The following is a 17,349-nucleotide window of genomic DNA, read 5'->3' on the forward strand; positions in this document are numbered from 1 at the left end:
ACCGCTAATTTAAACATATTTTTAACTAAGACACGTAGTAAAAACTGGTCTGTTTTGTTTGATTTTAGCTTATTTTAGGCTAACTATACCAATTACTATAGCCAATTGGCTACAAATCAGTTTTAACCGTCTAATTTTTAAGCACATAAATGTACTTATAAAAACAAACCGCCCTCATTATTTTTAGGTAAGCCAAAATGCTCTGGGTAATCCACATCAATAAAATATAAACCTGCTGATGGCGCAGTAATACCGGCTTTACAACGGTTTTTCATGGCAAGAACTTCACCTACCCAATCGACACTTTCAAGTTTACGCCCTACTCGCATTAAAGTACCTGCGATATTGCGTACCATATGCTGTAAAAAGGCATTGGCTTTAATATCAATAATGACATAATCGCCTTTGCGCGAAACGTTACAAAAATGAATGGTTCTTATTGGCGAATTGGCTTGGCAATGCACCGTACGCAGTGAGGTAAAATCATGCTCGCCAACTAACTGTTGAGCGGCCTGATGCATTAAATCAGCATCTAAAGGAAAGTGGCAATGACTTAAGCCTTTATTCATTATGGCAGGACGTAATGGCTTGTTGTAAATAATATAACGGTATTGTCTGGCCGTAGCGCTAAAGCGCGCATGAAAGTCTTCACTTACAGAGCGACTCCACTTTACTGCAATATCTTTAGGTAAGTTAGTATTCATCCCTAACTCCCATGCAGCCTGACCGCGATCTACGGGTGAATCAAAGTGGATCACTTGATTAAAGCCATGCACACCAGTATCTGTTCGACCCGCACAAACAACTTCGGTTGGTTGATTAACAATTTTTGATAAGGCTTTTTCTACTTCTTGTTGTACGCTATTAACGTGGTTCTGGCGCTGCCAGCCACAATAATTAGTACCATCGTATTCAATGCCTAATGCAAATCTCATCATAACCTTGTTTCATCTCAATAGTTGCAGTAATAATCTGTTAATGGCGCGCATTATCTTATATTTGCTTGCGACTTACAAACCTGAATGTTTTATAGCAACGCCATTAGGTGTTATCACTTGGCAGGCAAAAAAATACCGGCTTGTGGCCGGTATTTAATAACTTGTGCTAGCTAGTTAAGCATAACGCTAATCGTGCAATGAATATAGCAAGGTTTGCGCTTGTTGTTGCTGTGATGAACTACCAAGTTTCATTACTGTTTTTAAAATAACAGCGGCATTATCTAAATCACCAATTTCAATATAAACCTGGGCTAAATCAAGTTTGGCATTAACACCATTTTTATCGTCATCAACATCAACGTGTTTTACATCTTGAGCAAATTCTGGAAACTCATCAAGTCCAACATCGATTTTGTCACCATCGTAAACTTCTTCTTCGACAACCGCTTCAACTTCTTCACTTTCTTCTATCAGTTGCTCAATGGCGATATAATCTTGTTCTGCTTGCGAGCTCTGCTTATTAGGTTTTACCTCTGTAGCAGGTTGCATTTTTACTACATTACTTGCCGGTGTGATAACTACGTCATTAGTTTGGGCAGATATTTCTTCAAGTAACTTATCAAACTCTACATCATCAAAATCATTGATTTCGTTAACTTTAGCTGGCTTAGGCTCTGTTGATTCAGGTTTGCTATTACCTGTAATGCTTGAGCGCAATTGTGCCGGCTTGGTATCTTCATCAAGCATACCGTTAATGATTTCATCTATATCTAAATCATTATCATTTGGTAATTCGACTTCATTAATACTTGGCTGTTTTTTTTGCGGCGTATCATTTACTAAGCTATTAAGTAGGTCTTCATCGGTAAGTAATTGTTCATCATTACCTTGCTCACTGGCTAAATCTATTTTTGAAAATGCTGTTTCAACATGTTCATTTTCTGGTTTTGTTTTAACGTCTTCAACTTTTTCAGCAGATGATTCAGGTTCAGTATTCTTGCTGGTAAAGATGCTACTTTCATTTTGAACTGCGAATAAACTTAAGTCAGCATCGCTTTTGTCAAAGCTGTCTTGCTCTTTAGCGCTTTCAGTGGTTTTACTTACAACATTGCTTTCTTTCTCAGTCGCTGCTGTAGTTTTACTTACTTCAGTTTTTGGCTTAGCCGAGTTTTCGCCCGCTAGTGCTTGTTGGTTATTACTCGCAAGTTGCTCACTGCTACGTCGACGAGAAACCAATACAAATAAAATAATCACTAAAATGGCCAATACGCCAGTAGTTGACCAATATGATATAGGGTTGTTAAGTAAGCCTTCACGTTGTTTAGCTAAGGCTTGCTGTTGAGCTAAAAGCCTTTGTTCACGTTTTTTTGATTCCGCAAGTAAACGTTTTTGTTCAGCAATTAATGCATCCATTTCACTTTGCTTTTCAGATGCTTTGGCAACCTCATATTGTAAATAAGATAGTTGGTCATCTACCGCGGTTAAGCTTTCTTTTAATTCTTTGTTTTCTTGAACAATATTAAGCTCTGACTCAGGTGTTGCGCTTTCATTAGTTGCAGCGACTGTAATTGGCTCAACAGCAACGCTTTCGATAGTGGTACTTGCAGCTTCATTGCTAACTTGTTCTGTAAGTTCTACAGGTGTGCTTGCCACTGCTTCAGGGCTATCTACACTTGTTACTACGTCGTTATTTGCGGGTTCAGTTTTAACTGCAGCGCTACTGTTATTTGTACTAGTAACAGTTTTAGATTCTACTTTGCCATTAGCAAGATCATTGGCGGCAATTTCGGTCGATGTTTTATTTTGCTCTCCGTAAGAGTAAGGCGCTATGGTTCTGATCTCTTCAAGAGTAGGAATACGTAAATATTGCCCTTCAACTAAGGTATTTATGTCGTTGCGCAAGAAAGCATTAGGGTTGGAGGCAAATAAGGCCATCATAACTTGGAAATTAGTTACGGTTTCATCTGGGCGGTGAGCCACCGCTATCTTCCAAAGGGTATCGCTTTTTAAAATCGGTCCATAACTGTTTTTGTTATCATCAACAAAAACTGCTGAGTTATTTTGTGGATTTGAATTATCTAGCGTAGAGGTTTGTGCTTGCGCATAAAGCGGGGAGCTTAATAAAACAGTACTACTAACGAGTAGACTGGCACAAGTACTTATTATTTTTATAGACGTCTTGTTAGATGCCATGAATCAATTCCTTTATTTGTAAGCATGGGCTGTACAACGTTAGATAAACGATCCGCCTGCAACACCCTAAATGATGACCACATCAGGTAAATCGTTTGTTAATTTTTATTTTAACTATGATATACCCGCAAGCACTAAAGATGCAAGCTTGCGCTCTATTTGTAGATACTAAAAAACCAGAGATTAAACCAATACTATCAAAATATAGAGCTAGGTTTAATTTCTGGCTTTAAAATTACAGCTGTATTGCTTAGCTATTAAAAGTAATCTTTAACTAATAACTCGGCAATTTGTACACTGTTCGTTGCTGCGCCTTTACGTACGTTATCAGCAACAATCCACATGTTAATGCCATTAACATGAGAAATATCTTCGCGAATACGGCCAATAAACACTTCATCTTTACCGCTAGCATCGCTTACTTGTGTAGGGAAATCTTCATCGTTGTTGGCAACAACTACACCTGGTGCATTAGCAAGAATTTCTTTTACTTGCTCAGCTGATGTTTGTTGAGTAGTTTCAATGTGCAGCGCTTCACCATGGCCATAAAAAGCAGGTACACGAACTGCAGTAGGATTAACTAAAACAGATTCATCACCTAAAATCTTTTTAGTTTCCCATACCATTTTCATTTCTTCTTTGGTGTAACCATTTTCCATAAACACATCGATTTGTGGAATTGAGTTAAACGCGATTTGACGTGAGAACGCTTCTACTTTAACCGGTTTACCTGACAGTAAATCAGCACATTGCTTTGCTAACTCTTCAATTGCTTCTTTACCCGCGCCAGAAACTGATTGATATGTGCTCACGTTGATACGTTCAATACCTACAGCATCATAAATTGGTTTTAATGCAACCATCATCTGAATTGTTGAACAATTCGGGTTGGCAATAATATTGCGGTTACGAAAATCAGCTAATGCTTGCGGGTTAACTTCTGGTACAACTAATGGGATTTCTGGATCGTAGCGGTACTCTGAAGTGTTATCAATAACCACACAACCAGCTTCAGCTGCAATTGGAGCAAATTTAGCTGAAGTTGCACCACCGGCTGAAAAGAAAGCAATTTGGGCTTGTGAGAAATCAAATGTATCAGCATCAATTACTTCAATGCTTTTACCGTCAAATTCAATTACTTCACCAGCACTGCGGCTACTCGCTAATGGGTAAAGGTTATTTACAGGGAACTTTCGCTCTTCTAAAATTTCCATCATGTGCTTGCCAACAAGGCCGGTTGCACCTAATACTACTACATCAAATTTTTGTGCCATGATCTCACTCATTTACTTTGTCAGGTTGAATCCAAGATTTTTTATTATTGCTAAACAGTTTTTTTGCTCAGAGCCTAATACTAGCGCACTAAACTCCCTTCTAACAGGGTAATTTTTACGTAAATAGTCAAAACCGTGTTTACTAAGTTGCTCGCGAAATATTTTATCGTCGCGGCGCACATCATACACTTGAAAAACGCGTGCTCTAATATGCTCAACTCGCTGGTTACTTTGCTCAGTTATTTCACTAAAATCAGCTTGTGGTAAAAACTGAGCAAGCTGATGTTTAGCCGGTGTTTTAACTAATTTAGATAATGCCAAATAAAGCATTTCTGTGCCACGTGCTTTTCCTTCTAAGCTATAACCAGCAATATGGGCGGAGGTTATTTGGCAATATGGGATAAGCTCGAGTAAAACATTTGGTTCATTTTCCCAAACATCAAGGACTAAATGCGGCCCCTGCTTAGCTTGCTTTAAGCTAAGTAGTGCTTGATTATCAACTACTTCACCGCGACATGCGTTAATTAATATTTGCTCTGTTGCTAATGCCTGTAAACGCTCTTCATTAAGTAAGTGAAAAGTAGGATATTCACCAGTTTTAGTTAATGGCACATGTAAAGACACGATATCGCAAGCGAGTACTTGCTCTAACGAGCTAAATTTTCGGCTATCGCCGGCACTCTCAAGGAAAGGGTCATGCATTAAGTAAGAAATATTAAGCGCATCAAGTTTTTCAGCTAAACGCGTCCCAGTATTACCACCACCAACGATACCAACAGTTTTATCAAAATAATTAAATGATAGGCGCTCTGACATCACCATAATGGCACTTAAAACATATTCACCAACCGATACAGCATTACAACCTGGTGCGTTGGTAAATTCGATATTACGACTGGCTAAGTAATCTTTGTCAATATGGTCAAAGCCGATTGTTGCTGTGCCCACAAACTTAATACGTGTATTTTGACTTAATAGTTGCTCATTTACTTTGGTTATTGAACGTACTAATAAAACATCGGCATCTTTAACTTGCTCTGGTGTTAAGTCACGTCCTGAGAAAGCAGTGAGATTGCCAAAATCGCCAAAGAACTCTTTTGCGTATGGGATGTTTTCATCGTAAAAAATATTCATCTTTATACCAATAACGTCCGAATAAATTCGGACCTGCCGATTTCGTTGGTGCGAAATTTTTCGCACGTTAATCATCGGAATTTTCGCACGTTAATCGTCGAAAATAACGAAAAAGGGCCGGGATAAACCCAGCCCCCTATACGTAATAAATTAAATATTATTTATATTTAGCCATTACTAATGTTGCGTTTGTACCACCAAAACCGAAGCTGTTAGACATAGCTAAGTTAATTTCAGCATCAATTTTCTCAGTAATGATGTTTAAACCTTGAGCTTTCTCATCTAATTCATCAACGTTAATCGAAGGAGCAACAAAGTTATTTTCCATCATTAACATAGTGTAAATTGCTTCGTGTACACCAGCTGCACCTAGTGCATGGCCTGACATAGCTTTAGTTGCAGAGATCATTGGTGAATCGTGACCAAATACTTCTTGGATAGCACCAAGTTCTTTAACATCACCAACAGGAGTTGAAGTACCGTGAGTGTTTAAGTAATCAACTTTACCTTCAACACCATGCATAGCTTGTTGCATACAACGAACCGCACCTTCACCACTTGGAGCAACCATATCGTAGCCATCTGAAGTTGCGCCGTAACCAACGATTTCAGCATAAATGTGTGCGCCACGAGCAAGAGCATGTTCTAGTTCTTCAACTACAACCATACCGCCACCACCAGAGATAACAAAACCGTCACGGTTTGCATCGTATGTGCGTGAAGCAAGTTCAGGAGTGTCATTATATTTAGTTGATAATGCGCCCATACCGTCAAACATCATAGCTAATGAGTAATCTACTTCTTCACCGCCGCCAGCAAAAACGATATCTTGCTTGCCTAATTGAATTAATTCAGCAGCGTGACCAATACAGTGAGCAGAAGTTGCACAAGCTGAACTGATTGAATAGTTAACACCTAAAATTTTAAATGGTGTTGCTAAACATGCAGAACAAGTACTAGACATAGTCTTAGGTACCGCATAAGGACCTACACGGCGAATACCTTTATTACGTAAAGTATCTGATGAACTGATAACGTTCATTGATGATGCGCCGCCAGAACCAGCAACTAAACCAGTACGTACGTTTGACACTTGCTCATCTGTTAATTTTGCATCAGCAATAGCTTCTTCCATCGCGATATAAGCATAACCTGCCGCATCGCCCATAAAACGCATAACTTTACGATCAATGTGCTCGCTTGGGGTAATGTTTGGTTGACCCCAAACATGGCTTTTTAAGCCATTTTCTTCAAAACTTTCAGAGCGAGTAATGCCTGAACGACCATTTTGTAAAGCATCTAGTACTTCATTTGCATTGTTACCAATAGAAGAAACAATACCTAGACCTGTAATAACTACACGTTTCATATTTTTATAACCATCATTAAAGTTTGTTTAATTGCGCGTATCATACTACGTTTTAGACCAAATCTGGTCTGTCCAGTGTACACTTGTACGCTGTTTTATAAAAACAGTGACTAGCTTCCTACGCTTTATGGGGGTAAAATTTACTATAACTACCATAACAAATCCAGAGTTAGCTTGAGTAAACAATTGATAAATACAGCGAAAATAGACTTTCAAGCCGATGGTTCGCCAAGATCAGCAGAATTTAATGATATTTATTTCGATCCAAGTACCAGTTGCTCACAAAGCGAACAAGTGTTCATCAATGGAAATAATATTGAAAAGCGTTGGCAACAAATTGCAGAGCAAAATAAAGACTCGAAAAACCCAGTGAAAGAGTTTGTTATTGCTGAAACTGGTTTTGGTACTGGATTAAATTTTTTACTTACCCTGCAAAAATTTATTGAATTTAAAAAACAGAGTCAGTCTAACTTAACTCTTAGCTTTATTAGTTGTGAAAAATACCCGCTTAGCCATGAAGATTTAAAACGTTCTCTGGCTTTATGGCCGCAGTTAGCAGATTTATCAGCCCAGATGTTAACTCAGTATAGTTATCAAGAAAACAGCTGCAAAATGACTTTCGCGAAAGGCGATGTATCACTAACGGTCTATCTATCTGATGCTGCGACTGCTTACTCTGCAATTAACTGTGACAATGAGGGCTGTATTGATGCTTGGTATCTTGACGGCTTTGCGCCACAAAAAAATCCTAGCATGTGGAGCAATGAGTTATTTAAGCAAATTGCTCGCCTCGCTAAAAAGCGCTCAACCTTAGCAACATTTACTGTCGCCAAATTAGTTAGAGAAGGTTTAGCGAATGTTGGTTATAAGCTGCAAAAACAAAAAGCTCAATCAATCGATGCAAACAGTGACAATAATCCTCAAACTAATGAATCAGCTAAAAGTGAAACTCTCGCAGCTGTATTCTTAGGCTTACGTCAAGGCAAAACCCTTAATGGCTTTAAGCGTCGAAATGTTATAAAAACTGAGCGCCCTAAACATGTCACCATCATTGGTGGTGGCTTAGCATCTGCTTGTAGCGCATTAGCATTAGCTAAAAAAGGCATTCGCGTTAATTTATATTGTAAGGACAGGTCGATTGCCAATGGAGCATCAAGTAACGCAGTCGGTGCAATATTTCCATTAATTCATCAGCAACAAGACACTATTAGTTTATTTTATCAACAAGGCTTTGAGCATGCGCTTAAACTCTATAAGCAATTGCTAGATGATGGCTATAAATTTAGTCATGGTTTTGATGGCTTGATAGAAGTGGCTTATAAACAGCCTTTAGCTAAACGAGTTGAGTTTTTTAAACAAAACTCCCCTTGGCCTGCTTCACTTATTCATGGCGTATCAGCACAAGAAGTTGATGAGATTGCCAATATTGCTGTTGGCCACCCAGGTCTACATATGCCTAAAGCTGGTTGGGTGTCTCCTCCTGAGCTTGTTAACGCGGTGATGCAAGCAGCAATTGACACCGGCTTTTGTAAAGTAAAAACCAACCGTCATATCACTGATATTAAACAACTTGAAAATGGCCACTGGCTACTCACTAGCAATAAAGGCCAAAAAACGGCAAAGCATGTCGTTGTTTGTGCAGGCGCTGATAGTTTAAATATTGAGGTACTCAAAGACTTACCTCTAAGCCAAGTGCGCGGCCAAGTATCGCAAATGCAAACCAATGAAAAAGTTGCGAACTTAAAAGCTGTGCTTTGCCATAAAGGTTATTTAACCCCGCAAAGTAATGGCATTCATTGTATTGGCGCTACCTTTGATAAAGGTGACAGTGATATTGCAAGCAGAAGCGAGGATGATGAGTATAACCTTACAATGCTAGAGCGTTGTTTAGGTGATATATCTAACTGGACAATTAAAGATGTAAAAGGCAGTAAAGCAAGGCTGCGTTGCTGCACACCAGATCATATGCCAATTGTCGGCCAATTACCCAATGTAGAATTACATAAAGAGTATTATCAGCACTTAAGTAAAGATAAGAATTGGCACTTTGAACAACCTGCACCTATCTACCCTGGGCTATTTGTACTTACCGGGCTTGGCGCTCGCGGACTTTGCACAGCGCCGTTACTTGCTGATATTTTGGTAAGTGAGTTGTGTGATGAAGTTTATCCGGTTGATGATGAGATGCTATTCAATCTTGCCGCCAACCGTTTTGTTATTCGCGATTTGATAAAAAGGAAGTAAGAGCTAGAAGCTAGTTTTTAAGCTGCTCCAAAAATTATCGACAATCACTTTATCACGTGGCGTTAACTCGCTGCGTGCTGCGTCAAGTTGCGATGTAACAAGATCATATAGCTCATTAGTCAGTGCTTGCTGTTCATCACCAAATTCAACCGCAGCAACAACTAAGAAACCGCGAACATAGCTACTGGCAAACAGTAAATCGTCGTCATCATGATCAATTAAACTGTCAAAGTATTGGCAAAGATCGGCGACGGTTTTAACATTTTCTAAATTCATTTTATTCTCTATTTAATAATTTTCGATCACAAACCTGGGCTTGCCACAGGATAAAGTACTTGATCGTGAAATCCTGTAACCACAGGAATAAAACCCGATAACTGAGTATCGAGTTCAACATCACCAGTATCAACAATAAGCGGTCTTTGCGCTAATGCTTGCAACTTAGTTTTAGTGGCGATAACAATAATATTATCAAGGCCAATGGCCCTTATAACTCTTGGGCTTAGTTGCTGGTTACCTCGGCCAAATATATGCCCTTGGCCACCAATTACCGTGATCACAAGTTTAACTCCATGCTCACTAGCTTTGATAGCTTCATATAGCTGACTTTCAATAACATCACTTTTAATGAGTTCTTGTTGTTGAATTAAATCGACACCTAATAAAGTATTATCTAGGGCGATTTCATCCATTACCGCAGCAACAGTTGAGCCAGAGCCCATAACAAAAAGCTCTTCATCCATAAGCTCAACCACATGAGCAGCAATATCCATTAATACTAACTCATCGGTTTCTTTACCACCTGATTTAACCGCTTGGATGTATTGCAGCTGACTCGGAATTTGCATCTCGCCATACCGTCTTGCTTTAACCACACCGGTGCGAAAAGCAACCTCATCAATATCCATGACATCGGCTTCGGTAAGTGACACTAACTCGTTATTAACCATTTGCTCAACCACTCGGCCTGCAGCCGTTGGCGTAAGAGCATACACACCAGAGTGAATTTTGCAGCCCGCTGGTATGCCTAATACCGGAAAGTAACCATCAATTTGATGACAAACATTACGAGCGGTACCGTCGCCACCAGCAAATAACAACAAATCAACACCAAAGTCTTGGATCACCTTAGTAGCATTTTCACTATCTGTTGCCGATGTCGCTTCATCTTGATAGTGATAGAGCACTTCAACGTTAAAACCAAGTTGTTTAGCTATGTTTTCGCCCATATCATTAGCGGCAGTATAGATAACTATTTTGTCTTTATATGGCAGTAATACTTCTAGCGCTAATTTCGCTCGTAAGTTAGCTTTTGGCTCGGCACCAAGCGCTAAGGCTTGGCTTGGCGTATCAACGCCGTCGCTGCCTTTTAAGGCTACACTACCACCGAGTCCAGCAATGGGATTAACAAAAAAACCCAGTTTAAATTGTTTCATTAACTACTTCTTCAAGTCTATGTTGTCTAATAGTGGCATCAATCATTGTCGATGCCATTGCTGAGTAATCTTCCACATTAAAGCTATCGGCTGCTAGTACAAATCCAGGTTGGTAAAACGCTATTAACGCATCGATAAATTGCTGTGCTCTTTTAGGAAAACCTTGCTCTAAATAATTTAACGCTTGTTGCTGCACTTTCTTTTGGAAACCATACCTGTCTACCTCACAGCCGTTTAAATTATCTGCAGATACATTGAATTTAAACTTGCTGGCCAAACAAAATGCCCATTCAATTGCTTGTGGCTTAATTTCAACGGCTTCAAATTGTGCTTGGCGTTTTTCATCTCTGCCATCAGGTTCATACCAATAACCAAAGTCTTCTAATAAGCGTCTTTCTTTACCGGCGATACACCAATGCGAAATTTCATGTAAAGCACTTGCATAAAAGCCATGCGCAAAAATAATGCGGTGCTGTTTATGTTGCTCATTAGCAGGTAAATAAATAGGCTCATCATCGCCTTTTACTAATAGAGTATTTTCACTCTCGGCAAACTGCTCGGCGAAAATATGTATGAGATCTTGATATTTATGCGACATTAAATGGCTGTAATTAACGAAAGTTTCTAATAGCGCTATTTTAACCGAATTTTATAGCAAGTCTAATAACTTTCTAATAAACTAAATTCATCTAATCGCGATAAAAACAACGAACAATTACCATGAAAAAACTTGATGATATCGATTTACAAATATTGACCTTGCTTTTTAATGATGCGGATATCACTAATAAAGAGTTAGCCAGTAAAATTGGCACTGCCCCGTCAACATGTTTAGAGCGCGTAAAACGTTTAAAAAGTACCGGGGTAATTAAAGGCTCATTCATTGACGTCAACTACAATACCATAGGTGGTAATATTCAAGCGATGGCGGCAATTCAATTGCAGCCGTATTCTGAGCAAATCGTTAATAACTTACGTGATGAGTTGTTAGTGCTTCCAGAAATTATCAGTATGTTTCATATGGGCGGCGCTTTTGATTTCTATATTCATATGTCAGTTAAAGATACCGAGCACTTGCGCCGCTTCGTATTTGAAGCTATCACTTCAAGAGATGAAGTAACTAATGTTGAAACCTCACTAGTGTTTGAGCACAGCCGCAGCCCGGCAATCCCAACGTTCAACTAAATCAAGAGGGTCAATATCAAGGTGTCAGAGTCGTTGAACGAGTTCAACGACTCTGACACCTTGATATTTATTTGTTAGCCGTCGAAGGTGAAAGGTTTGTAGTTATCTACATCTGGGGCAATCTTTAAATACAACGCATCGGCTTTATCGCGGCAACGTTTGATTTGATCACGAGAAAGTTGCTTAGAGTCCATGTTCATACTGGTTTCAGCATCTTTATGGCCGTTAAATGCGGCTACGCGATTCCAAATATACGACTCTTCAATATTTTTGGTCACGCCTTTGCCCTCATAATAAAGTAGTGCCAGGTTAAATTGCGCAAACGCATAATTTTGCATCGCTGCATCTCGATACCAGACTGCAGCTTTACCATAATTTAACGGTACAATAACCCCTTCTTGGTACATCACTGCTAAGTTAAACTGAGCAGCTGCCAAGCCTTTTTCAGCCGAGCGCCTTGTATATTCAAAGCCTTGCTGATTGTTTTTTACCGTACCTCGGCCATCAAAATACATTTGTGCTAAGGCAAATTGTGCCTCTGCAATACCTCGACCAGCGGCTCTGTGATATAGCTCAAATGCTTTTAATTCATTTTTGGCAATACCTTGGCCATTTTCATAAAGCCCTGCTTGTTGAAATAATGCCGGCGGATAGCCTAGTTCAACTAAAGGCTTTAACTCTTCGATTGCACCAATAAAATCACCACGATTGATCATTTCGACCGCATCGTTATATTCTGCTTGCGCAGGTAAGCTAGTAAAAATTGAGAAGAGCAAAACAAATAATAATCTATTTGAAGTCATCGCACTTATCCTTATAAAGTTTAATTATATTAAGTATATACAATTTTAAATGAGTTTGTGAAAGTGAATGAGGCACGGATATAAAATGCTTTCCCCCTAATACTACCGAAACAAAACCGTCCTTGGCGTTTCGGCATACCTTCGTCCCTGAAGGCAACCGATACTTCGCTCCCGGCGGTATCGGATTACTACCATCCTTAGTAGCAAAAAAGGCTGCGAAGCAGCCTTTATTATATTGAAAACTTAATTTATTTTAAGTTATCGAAGAAAGTTTTTACACCATCAAAAAAGCCTTGCTCTTTTGGTCGGTTATGGCCAGCAGCTTTGCCCTCGCCCATACTTTCTTGCAATTTAGTCAGTAGCTCTTTTTGCTCGCTGTTTAAATTAACTGGCGTTTCAATCACGACTTTACACATTAAATCACCGGTCATTGAACTGCGTACCGACTTAACCCCTTTACCACGTAATCGGAACATCTTACCGGTTTGCGTTTCACTTGGGATTTTCAGCTTAACTTTGCCTTCAAGTGTTGGTACTTCGATTTCACCCCCAAGCGCTGCGCTAGTGAAACTAATTGGTACTTCACAGTATAAGTTGTTTTCGTCACGCACAAATATCTTATGGTCGCGTACGTTTACTTGTACATATAAATCACCTGCTGGTGCGCCCATTTCTCCGGCTTCACCTTCACCCGATAAACGAATTCTGTCACCAGTATCCACACCTGCTGGTATTTTAGCTGATAAAGTCTTGGTCTTTTCAACACGACCTTGACCACGACACTTGGTACATGGGTCTTTAATTACTTTACCGCGACCAGAACATGTTGGACAAGTTTGCTGTACTGCAAATAAACCTTGGCGCATTTGTACTTGGCCATGACCATGACAAGTTGAACAAGTTGACGCCGATGAGCCTTTTTTAGCACCACTGCCATCACAAGGTTCACAGTTAACATACGTTGGAACTTTTAGCTCAACCGTTTTACCTTTAACCGCTTCTTCAAGAGTTAGGTCTAAGTTATAGCGTAAATCAGAACCTCTACGGTTATGCGATTGACCACCACGACTTCTGCCGCCGCCGAAAATATCACTAAAGATATCGTCAAAGCCACCACCGCCAAAGCCGCCACCGAAACCGCCGCCACCACCGTGACCGCCTTGTTCAAAGGCTGCATGGCCATATTGATCGTAAGCAGCACGCTTTTGATCATCATTTAAAACTTCGTAAGCTTCTTTAACTTCTTTAAATTGCTCTTCTTTATCCTTATCGCCTTTAGTGCGATCCGGATGGAATTTCATAGCAAGACGTTTGTAAGCTTTTTTAATTTCACGTTCTGTGGCACCTGAACTTAGCCCTAGAACTTCATAATAATCACGTTTTGACATAATAGTTTTTACTTCAATTTATCTTTATATCAGGTTCGTCAATGAACTTGATATTATTCATTAAACAATAAAGCGCCACATGAGAAATCCCTGTAGCGCTTTAAGCGTTTTAATAATACTTACTTATAAAAGTAGTGATTATTTTTTGTCGTCTTTTACTTCTTCAAACTCAGCATCTACAACATCTTCAGCAGGTTGAGCTTGTTCTTGAGCTTGACCTTCTGGAGCAGCACCGCCTTGAGCTTGTGCTTTTGCTTGCGCAATTTCCATTAACTTAGCAGATGCTTCCATTAACGCTTGAGTCTTAGCATCAATCGCTTCTTTGTCATCGCCTTTAATCGCTTCTTCAAGCTCAGTTAATGCTGCTTCGATTTTCTCTTTATCTTCGCTTGGTAAGTCATCACCAGCTTCAGTAATTTGTGTACGTGTAGCATGTACCATACCGTCAGCTTGGTTACGAGCAGTAACTAGCTCTTCAAATTTAGCATCGGCATCAGCATTTGCTTCTGCGTCGCGTACCATTTGATCTACTTCATCATCAGATAAACCAGAAGATGCTTTGATTGTGATCTTTTGCTCTTTACCAGTGTTCTTATCTTTAGCAGTTACGTGCAAGATACCATCAGCATCGATATCGAAAGTAACTTCGATTTGTGGCGTACCACGAGGTGCTGCGTCGATACCTTCTAGGTTAAATTGACCTAGAGACTTGTTTAAAGAGGCTTGCTTACGCTCACCTTGAACAACATGTACAGTTACTGCAGATTGGTTATCTTCAGCTGTTGAGAACGTTTGTGACTGTTTCGTTGGGATAGTTGTGTTTTTGTCGATAACTTTAGTCATCACACCACCCATAGTCTCAATACCTAGAGATAAAGGAGTAACGTCTAGTAGTAAAACGTCAGTCACATCACCAGATAAAACACCACCTTGAACCGCTGCACCACTTGCTACTGCTTCGTCAGGGTTAACGTCTTTACGAGGCTCTTTACCGAAGAAATCAGAAACCGCTTTTTGTACTAATGGCATACGTGTTTGACCACCAACCATGATTACATCAGTAATTTCGCTTGTTGATAAACCGGCATCCGCAAGAGCTGTTTTAAGTGGCTCAAGTGTTGCTTTAACCATGTCTTCAACTAATGATTCTAATTTTGCACGAGTAACTTTAACGTTCATGTGCTTAGGACCTGAAGCGTCAGCTGTGATGTAAGGTAAGTTAACATCAGTTTGTTGTGCAGATGATAATTCACACTTAGCTTTTTCAGCCGCTTCTTTTAAACGCTGCATTGCAAGTGGATCTGTTGTTAAATCCATGCCTGCGTCTTTCTTAAATTCATCTACTAGGTAGTTGATTAAACGGTTATCGAAATCTTCACCACCTAAGTGCGTGTCACCGTTAGTCGCTAATACTTCAAATGTGTGCTCGCCTTCAACTTCATCAATTTCGATGATAGAGATATCGAATGTACCACCACCTAAGTCATATACAGCAACAACACGGTCGCCTTCTTGCTTATCCATACCGTAAGCAAGGGCTGCAGCAGTTGGCTCGTTGATAATACGTTTAACATCAAGACCAGCAATACGACCAGCATCTTTAGTTGCTTGACGTTGTGAGTCATTGAAGTATGCAGGAACAGTAATAACTGCTTCAGTCACTTCTTCACCAAGGTAGTCTTCCGCAGTTTTTTTCATTTTTGCTAAAACTTCAGCAGAAACTTGTGGTGGAGCAACGTTTTTGTCGTTTGCTGTAACCCAAGCGTCACCGTTGTCAGCTTTAACAATACCAAATGGCATGATGCTGATGTCACGTTGAACTTCTTTGTCTTCAAAACGACGACCAATTAAGCGCTTGATAGCGAATAATGTATTTTTAGGGTTAGTTACTGATTGACGCTTAGCTGGTTGACCAACTAACGTTTCGCCTTCTGCTGTGTAAGCAATGATTGAAGGAGTTGTGCGATCGCCTTCAGCGTTCTCAATTACACGTACACTGTCGCCATCTAAAACAGCAACACAAGAGTTTGTTGTCCCAAGGTCAATACCGATTATTCTGCCCATTTTTAGGATCTCCGTAATAAAACATTTAAAACATAATTTTGATACCTTTCTTAGTGGGGGAGCAAATATTGCTTTTCAATAGAAAAACAGAAAAAAAAGTAAAAAAATATGAAAAAAAGCAAAAAAACCTCTAAATAGAGGCTTTTTAACTTAGTTTTTACCGTTTGGGCTTTGGCGATTAGCCATTTAAGACTTGAAAATAACTACTTATGACGATTGCCAAAGGTAAGTTCTTCTTGTTGATCGCCATAATCTTGCATTACTTGCCTAATTTTTGTTAAACAATTTTTAAACGCTGGGACTAGCTCTGGATCAAAATGCTTACCTGACTGTTGCTCGATATATTCCATAGCTTCTTCTGCCGACCATGACTTTTTATATGGTCGCTCAGATGTTAAGGCATCATAGACATCAGCAAGTGCAACAATACGAGCAGACAATGGAATTTCTTCACCTTTAAGTTGATGTGGATAACCAGTGCCATCAAACTTCTCATGATGATATAAACAGATTTCTACCGCCATAGAGAGTAATGGCGATTGATGAGTGCCTAAAATTTCTGCGCCATATTCAACATGGCGCTGCATTTCGATCCACTCATGCTCATTTAATTTGCCAGGTTTGAGTAAGATGCTATCAGCAATACCTATTTTGCCAATATCATGCATAGGTGCGGCGTTAAATACTAAATCCACCCATTCATCGTTGGCATTAATCTCTTCTGCCAAGAACTTAGCATACCAACTCATGCGTATAACATGCATGCCGGTTTCATTATCTTTAAATTCAGCAGCACGGCCTAATCGTTTGATGATTTCGGCTCGAGTAATTTCAAGTTGCTCAGTGCGAGCGGATACCTGGCGTTCTAATTCTCTTTGTTGATCGTATAAGGCTAATTGTGTTTTAACTCGAGCTTGTACAATTGGCACACTTACCGGCTTAGTTATGTAATCAACAGCGCCAAGTTCAAAGCCGATTTTTTCATCTTGAATTTCAGTTTTTGCGGTGACAAAAATAACTGGGATATTGGAGGTGACAGGATTACTTTTTAATTTACGACAAACTTCATGGCCATCCATTTCAGGCATCATTACATCAAGTAATATTAAATCCGGCTTTTGTTTAGCATTAGCAATTTTAAGCGCAATTTCACCATTCAATGCAGCTTTAACCTTATATAAAGGCCTTAAGATGCCATTAAGAACATCAATGTTATCGGCATTGTCGTCTACAACTAGAATTGTCGCTTGTTCGGTCATTTAAATATTTTCTCTATTTATAAATGTTGCAGTAACTGTGCATTTGCAATTACAAGAGTTAT

General features: G+C 39.5%; 14 protein-coding genes. 2 read left to right on the forward strand and 12 right to left on the reverse strand.

What is annotated here, in order from left to right; all coding sequences use genetic code 11:
• Nucleotides 1–155: 155 nt before the first annotated feature.
• From truA to fabB, 5 genes are all read right to left on the reverse strand, one after another.
• Entirely contained in the window at nt 156–935 is a 780-nt protein-coding gene (gene truA, locus FNN08_RS07215; protein ID WP_143584649.1) for a tRNA pseudouridine(38-40) synthase TruA, read from the reverse strand.
• Nucleotides 936–1,124: 189 nt separating this feature from the next.
• A complete protein-coding gene (locus tag FNN08_RS07220) occupies nt 1,125–3,131 on the reverse strand; it encodes a FimV/HubP family polar landmark protein (protein ID WP_143584035.1) in 2,007 nt (668 codons plus the stop codon).
• Between the two features lie 257 nt (nt 3,132–3,388).
• A complete protein-coding gene (locus FNN08_RS07225) occupies nt 3,389–4,405 on the reverse strand; it encodes an aspartate-semialdehyde dehydrogenase (RefSeq protein ID WP_143584036.1) in 1,017 nt (338 codons plus the stop codon).
• 12 nt (nt 4,406–4,417) lie between these two features.
• Nucleotides 4,418–5,539, reverse strand: a complete 1,122-nt coding sequence (locus FNN08_RS07230; RefSeq protein ID WP_143584037.1) for a 4-phosphoerythronate dehydrogenase — start codon at nt 5,537–5,539, stop codon at nt 4,418–4,420.
• A 157-nt stretch (nt 5,540–5,696) separates the two neighbouring features.
• Nucleotides 5,697–6,908 (reverse strand): beta-ketoacyl-ACP synthase I, encoded by a 1,212-nt coding sequence (gene fabB, locus FNN08_RS07235; protein WP_143584038.1) that lies wholly within the window; start codon nt 6,906–6,908, stop codon nt 5,697–5,699.
• A 174-nt stretch (nt 6,909–7,082) separates the two neighbouring features.
• Between fabB and mnmC the strand changes: the two genes are divergently transcribed.
• Nucleotides 7,083–9,152, forward strand: a complete 2,070-nt coding sequence (mnmC, locus tag FNN08_RS07240; protein ID WP_143584039.1) for a bifunctional tRNA (5-methylaminomethyl-2-thiouridine)(34)-methyltransferase MnmD/FAD-dependent 5-carboxymethylaminomethyl-2-thiouridine(34) oxidoreductase MnmC — start codon at nt 7,083–7,085, stop codon at nt 9,150–9,152.
• Nucleotides 9,153–9,155: 3 nt separating this feature from the next.
• Here mnmC and FNN08_RS07245 read toward each other — a convergent pair whose 3' ends face one another.
• Genes FNN08_RS07245 through FNN08_RS07255 form a run of 3 tightly spaced genes read right to left on the reverse strand, consistent with a single transcriptional unit; the run spans nt 9,156 to nt 11,186 of the window.
• Entirely contained in the window at nt 9,156–9,428 is a 273-nt protein-coding gene (locus FNN08_RS07245; protein WP_143584040.1) for a YfcL family protein, read from the reverse strand.
• Between the two features lie 26 nt (nt 9,429–9,454).
• Nucleotides 9,455–10,588: an ATP-NAD kinase family protein gene (locus tag FNN08_RS07250; protein ID WP_143584041.1), complete on the reverse strand. Its 1,134-nt coding sequence runs from the start codon at nt 10,586–10,588 to the stop codon at nt 9,455–9,457.
• The gene (locus tag FNN08_RS07255) at nt 10,575–11,186 is read right to left on the reverse strand and encodes an elongation factor P hydroxylase (RefSeq protein WP_143584042.1); all 612 of its coding nucleotides are present in this window, start codon (nt 11,184–11,186) and stop codon (nt 10,575–10,577) included. Before FNN08_RS07255 ends, FNN08_RS07250 begins: the two co-directional genes overlap by 14 nt.
• Nucleotides 11,187–11,308: 122 nt before the next feature.
• Here FNN08_RS07255 and FNN08_RS07260 point away from each other — a divergent pair, with 122 nt between their 5' ends.
• Nucleotides 11,309–11,773, forward strand: coding sequence for an Lrp/AsnC family transcriptional regulator (locus tag FNN08_RS07260; protein ID WP_143584043.1), 465 nt, complete (start codon nt 11,309–11,311; stop codon nt 11,771–11,773).
• Between the two features lie 74 nt (nt 11,774–11,847).
• Here FNN08_RS07260 and FNN08_RS07265 read toward each other — a convergent pair whose 3' ends face one another.
• The 4 genes from FNN08_RS07265 to FNN08_RS07280 all read right to left on the reverse strand — a co-directional run bounded on the left by FNN08_RS07265 (nt 11,848) and on the right by FNN08_RS07280 (nt 17,287).
• On the reverse strand, nt 11,848–12,576 hold the full coding sequence (locus FNN08_RS07265; protein ID WP_143584044.1) for a tetratricopeptide repeat protein: 729 nt from the start codon (nt 12,574–12,576) through the stop codon (nt 11,848–11,850).
• A 248-nt stretch (nt 12,577–12,824) separates the two neighbouring features.
• Nucleotides 12,825–13,964, reverse strand: coding sequence for a molecular chaperone DnaJ (gene dnaJ / locus FNN08_RS07270; protein ID WP_143584045.1), 1,140 nt, complete (start codon nt 13,962–13,964; stop codon nt 12,825–12,827).
• 138 nt (nt 13,965–14,102) lie between these two features.
• Nucleotides 14,103–16,028, reverse strand: a complete 1,926-nt coding sequence (gene dnaK / locus FNN08_RS07275; protein ID WP_143584046.1) for a molecular chaperone DnaK — start codon at nt 16,026–16,028, stop codon at nt 14,103–14,105.
• A gap of 203 nt (nt 16,029–16,231) precedes the next feature.
• Entirely contained in the window at nt 16,232–17,287 is a 1,056-nt protein-coding gene (locus FNN08_RS07280; protein WP_143584047.1) for a two-component system response regulator, read from the reverse strand.
• Nucleotides 17,288–17,349: the final 62 nt, after the last annotated feature.

This window comes from Thalassomonas sp. M1454, from assembly GCF_007097525.1.
Classification (GTDB): domain Bacteria; phylum Pseudomonadota; class Gammaproteobacteria; order Enterobacterales; family Alteromonadaceae; genus Thalassotalea_A.

Excerpts from the sequence above, each read along its gene's own strand:
- FNN08_RS07245 (WP_143584040.1), bottom strand. The coding sequence starts at position 9,428 with ATGAATTTAGAAAATGTTAAAACCGTCGCCGATCTTTGCCAATACTTT.
- FNN08_RS07230 (WP_143584037.1), bottom strand. The coding sequence starts at position 5,539 with ATGAATATTTTTTACGATGAAAACATCCCATACGCAAAAGAGTTCTTT.
- FNN08_RS07280 (WP_143584047.1), bottom strand. The coding sequence starts at position 17,287 with ATGACCGAACAAGCGACAATTCTAGTTGTAGACGACAATGCCGATAAC.
- FNN08_RS07255 (WP_143584042.1), bottom strand. The coding sequence starts at position 11,186 with ATGTCGCATAAATATCAAGATCTCATACATATTTTCGCCGAGCAGTTT.
- dnaK (WP_143584046.1), bottom strand. The coding sequence starts at position 16,028 with ATGGGCAGAATAATCGGTATTGACCTTGGGACAACAAACTCTTGTGTT.
- FNN08_RS07220 (WP_143584035.1), bottom strand. The coding sequence starts at position 3,131 with ATGGCATCTAACAAGACGTCTATAAAAATAATAAGTACTTGTGCCAGT.
- FNN08_RS07250 (WP_143584041.1), bottom strand. The coding sequence starts at position 10,588 with ATGAAACAATTTAAACTGGGTTTTTTTGTTAATCCCATTGCTGGACTC.
- FNN08_RS07260 (WP_143584043.1), top strand. The coding sequence starts at position 11,309 with ATGAAAAAACTTGATGATATCGATTTACAAATATTGACCTTGCTTTTT.
- FNN08_RS07225 (WP_143584036.1), bottom strand. The coding sequence starts at position 4,405 with ATGGCACAAAAATTTGATGTAGTAGTATTAGGTGCAACCGGCCTTGTT.
- dnaJ (WP_143584045.1), bottom strand. The coding sequence starts at position 13,964 with ATGTCAAAACGTGATTATTATGAAGTTCTAGGGCTAAGTTCAGGTGCC.
- FNN08_RS07265 (WP_143584044.1), bottom strand. The coding sequence starts at position 12,576 with ATGACTTCAAATAGATTATTATTTGTTTTGCTCTTCTCAATTTTTACT.
- fabB (WP_143584038.1), bottom strand. The coding sequence starts at position 6,908 with ATGAAACGTGTAGTTATTACAGGTCTAGGTATTGTTTCTTCTATTGGT.
- truA (WP_143584649.1), bottom strand. The coding sequence starts at position 935 with ATGAGATTTGCATTAGGCATTGAATACGATGGTACTAATTATTGTGGC.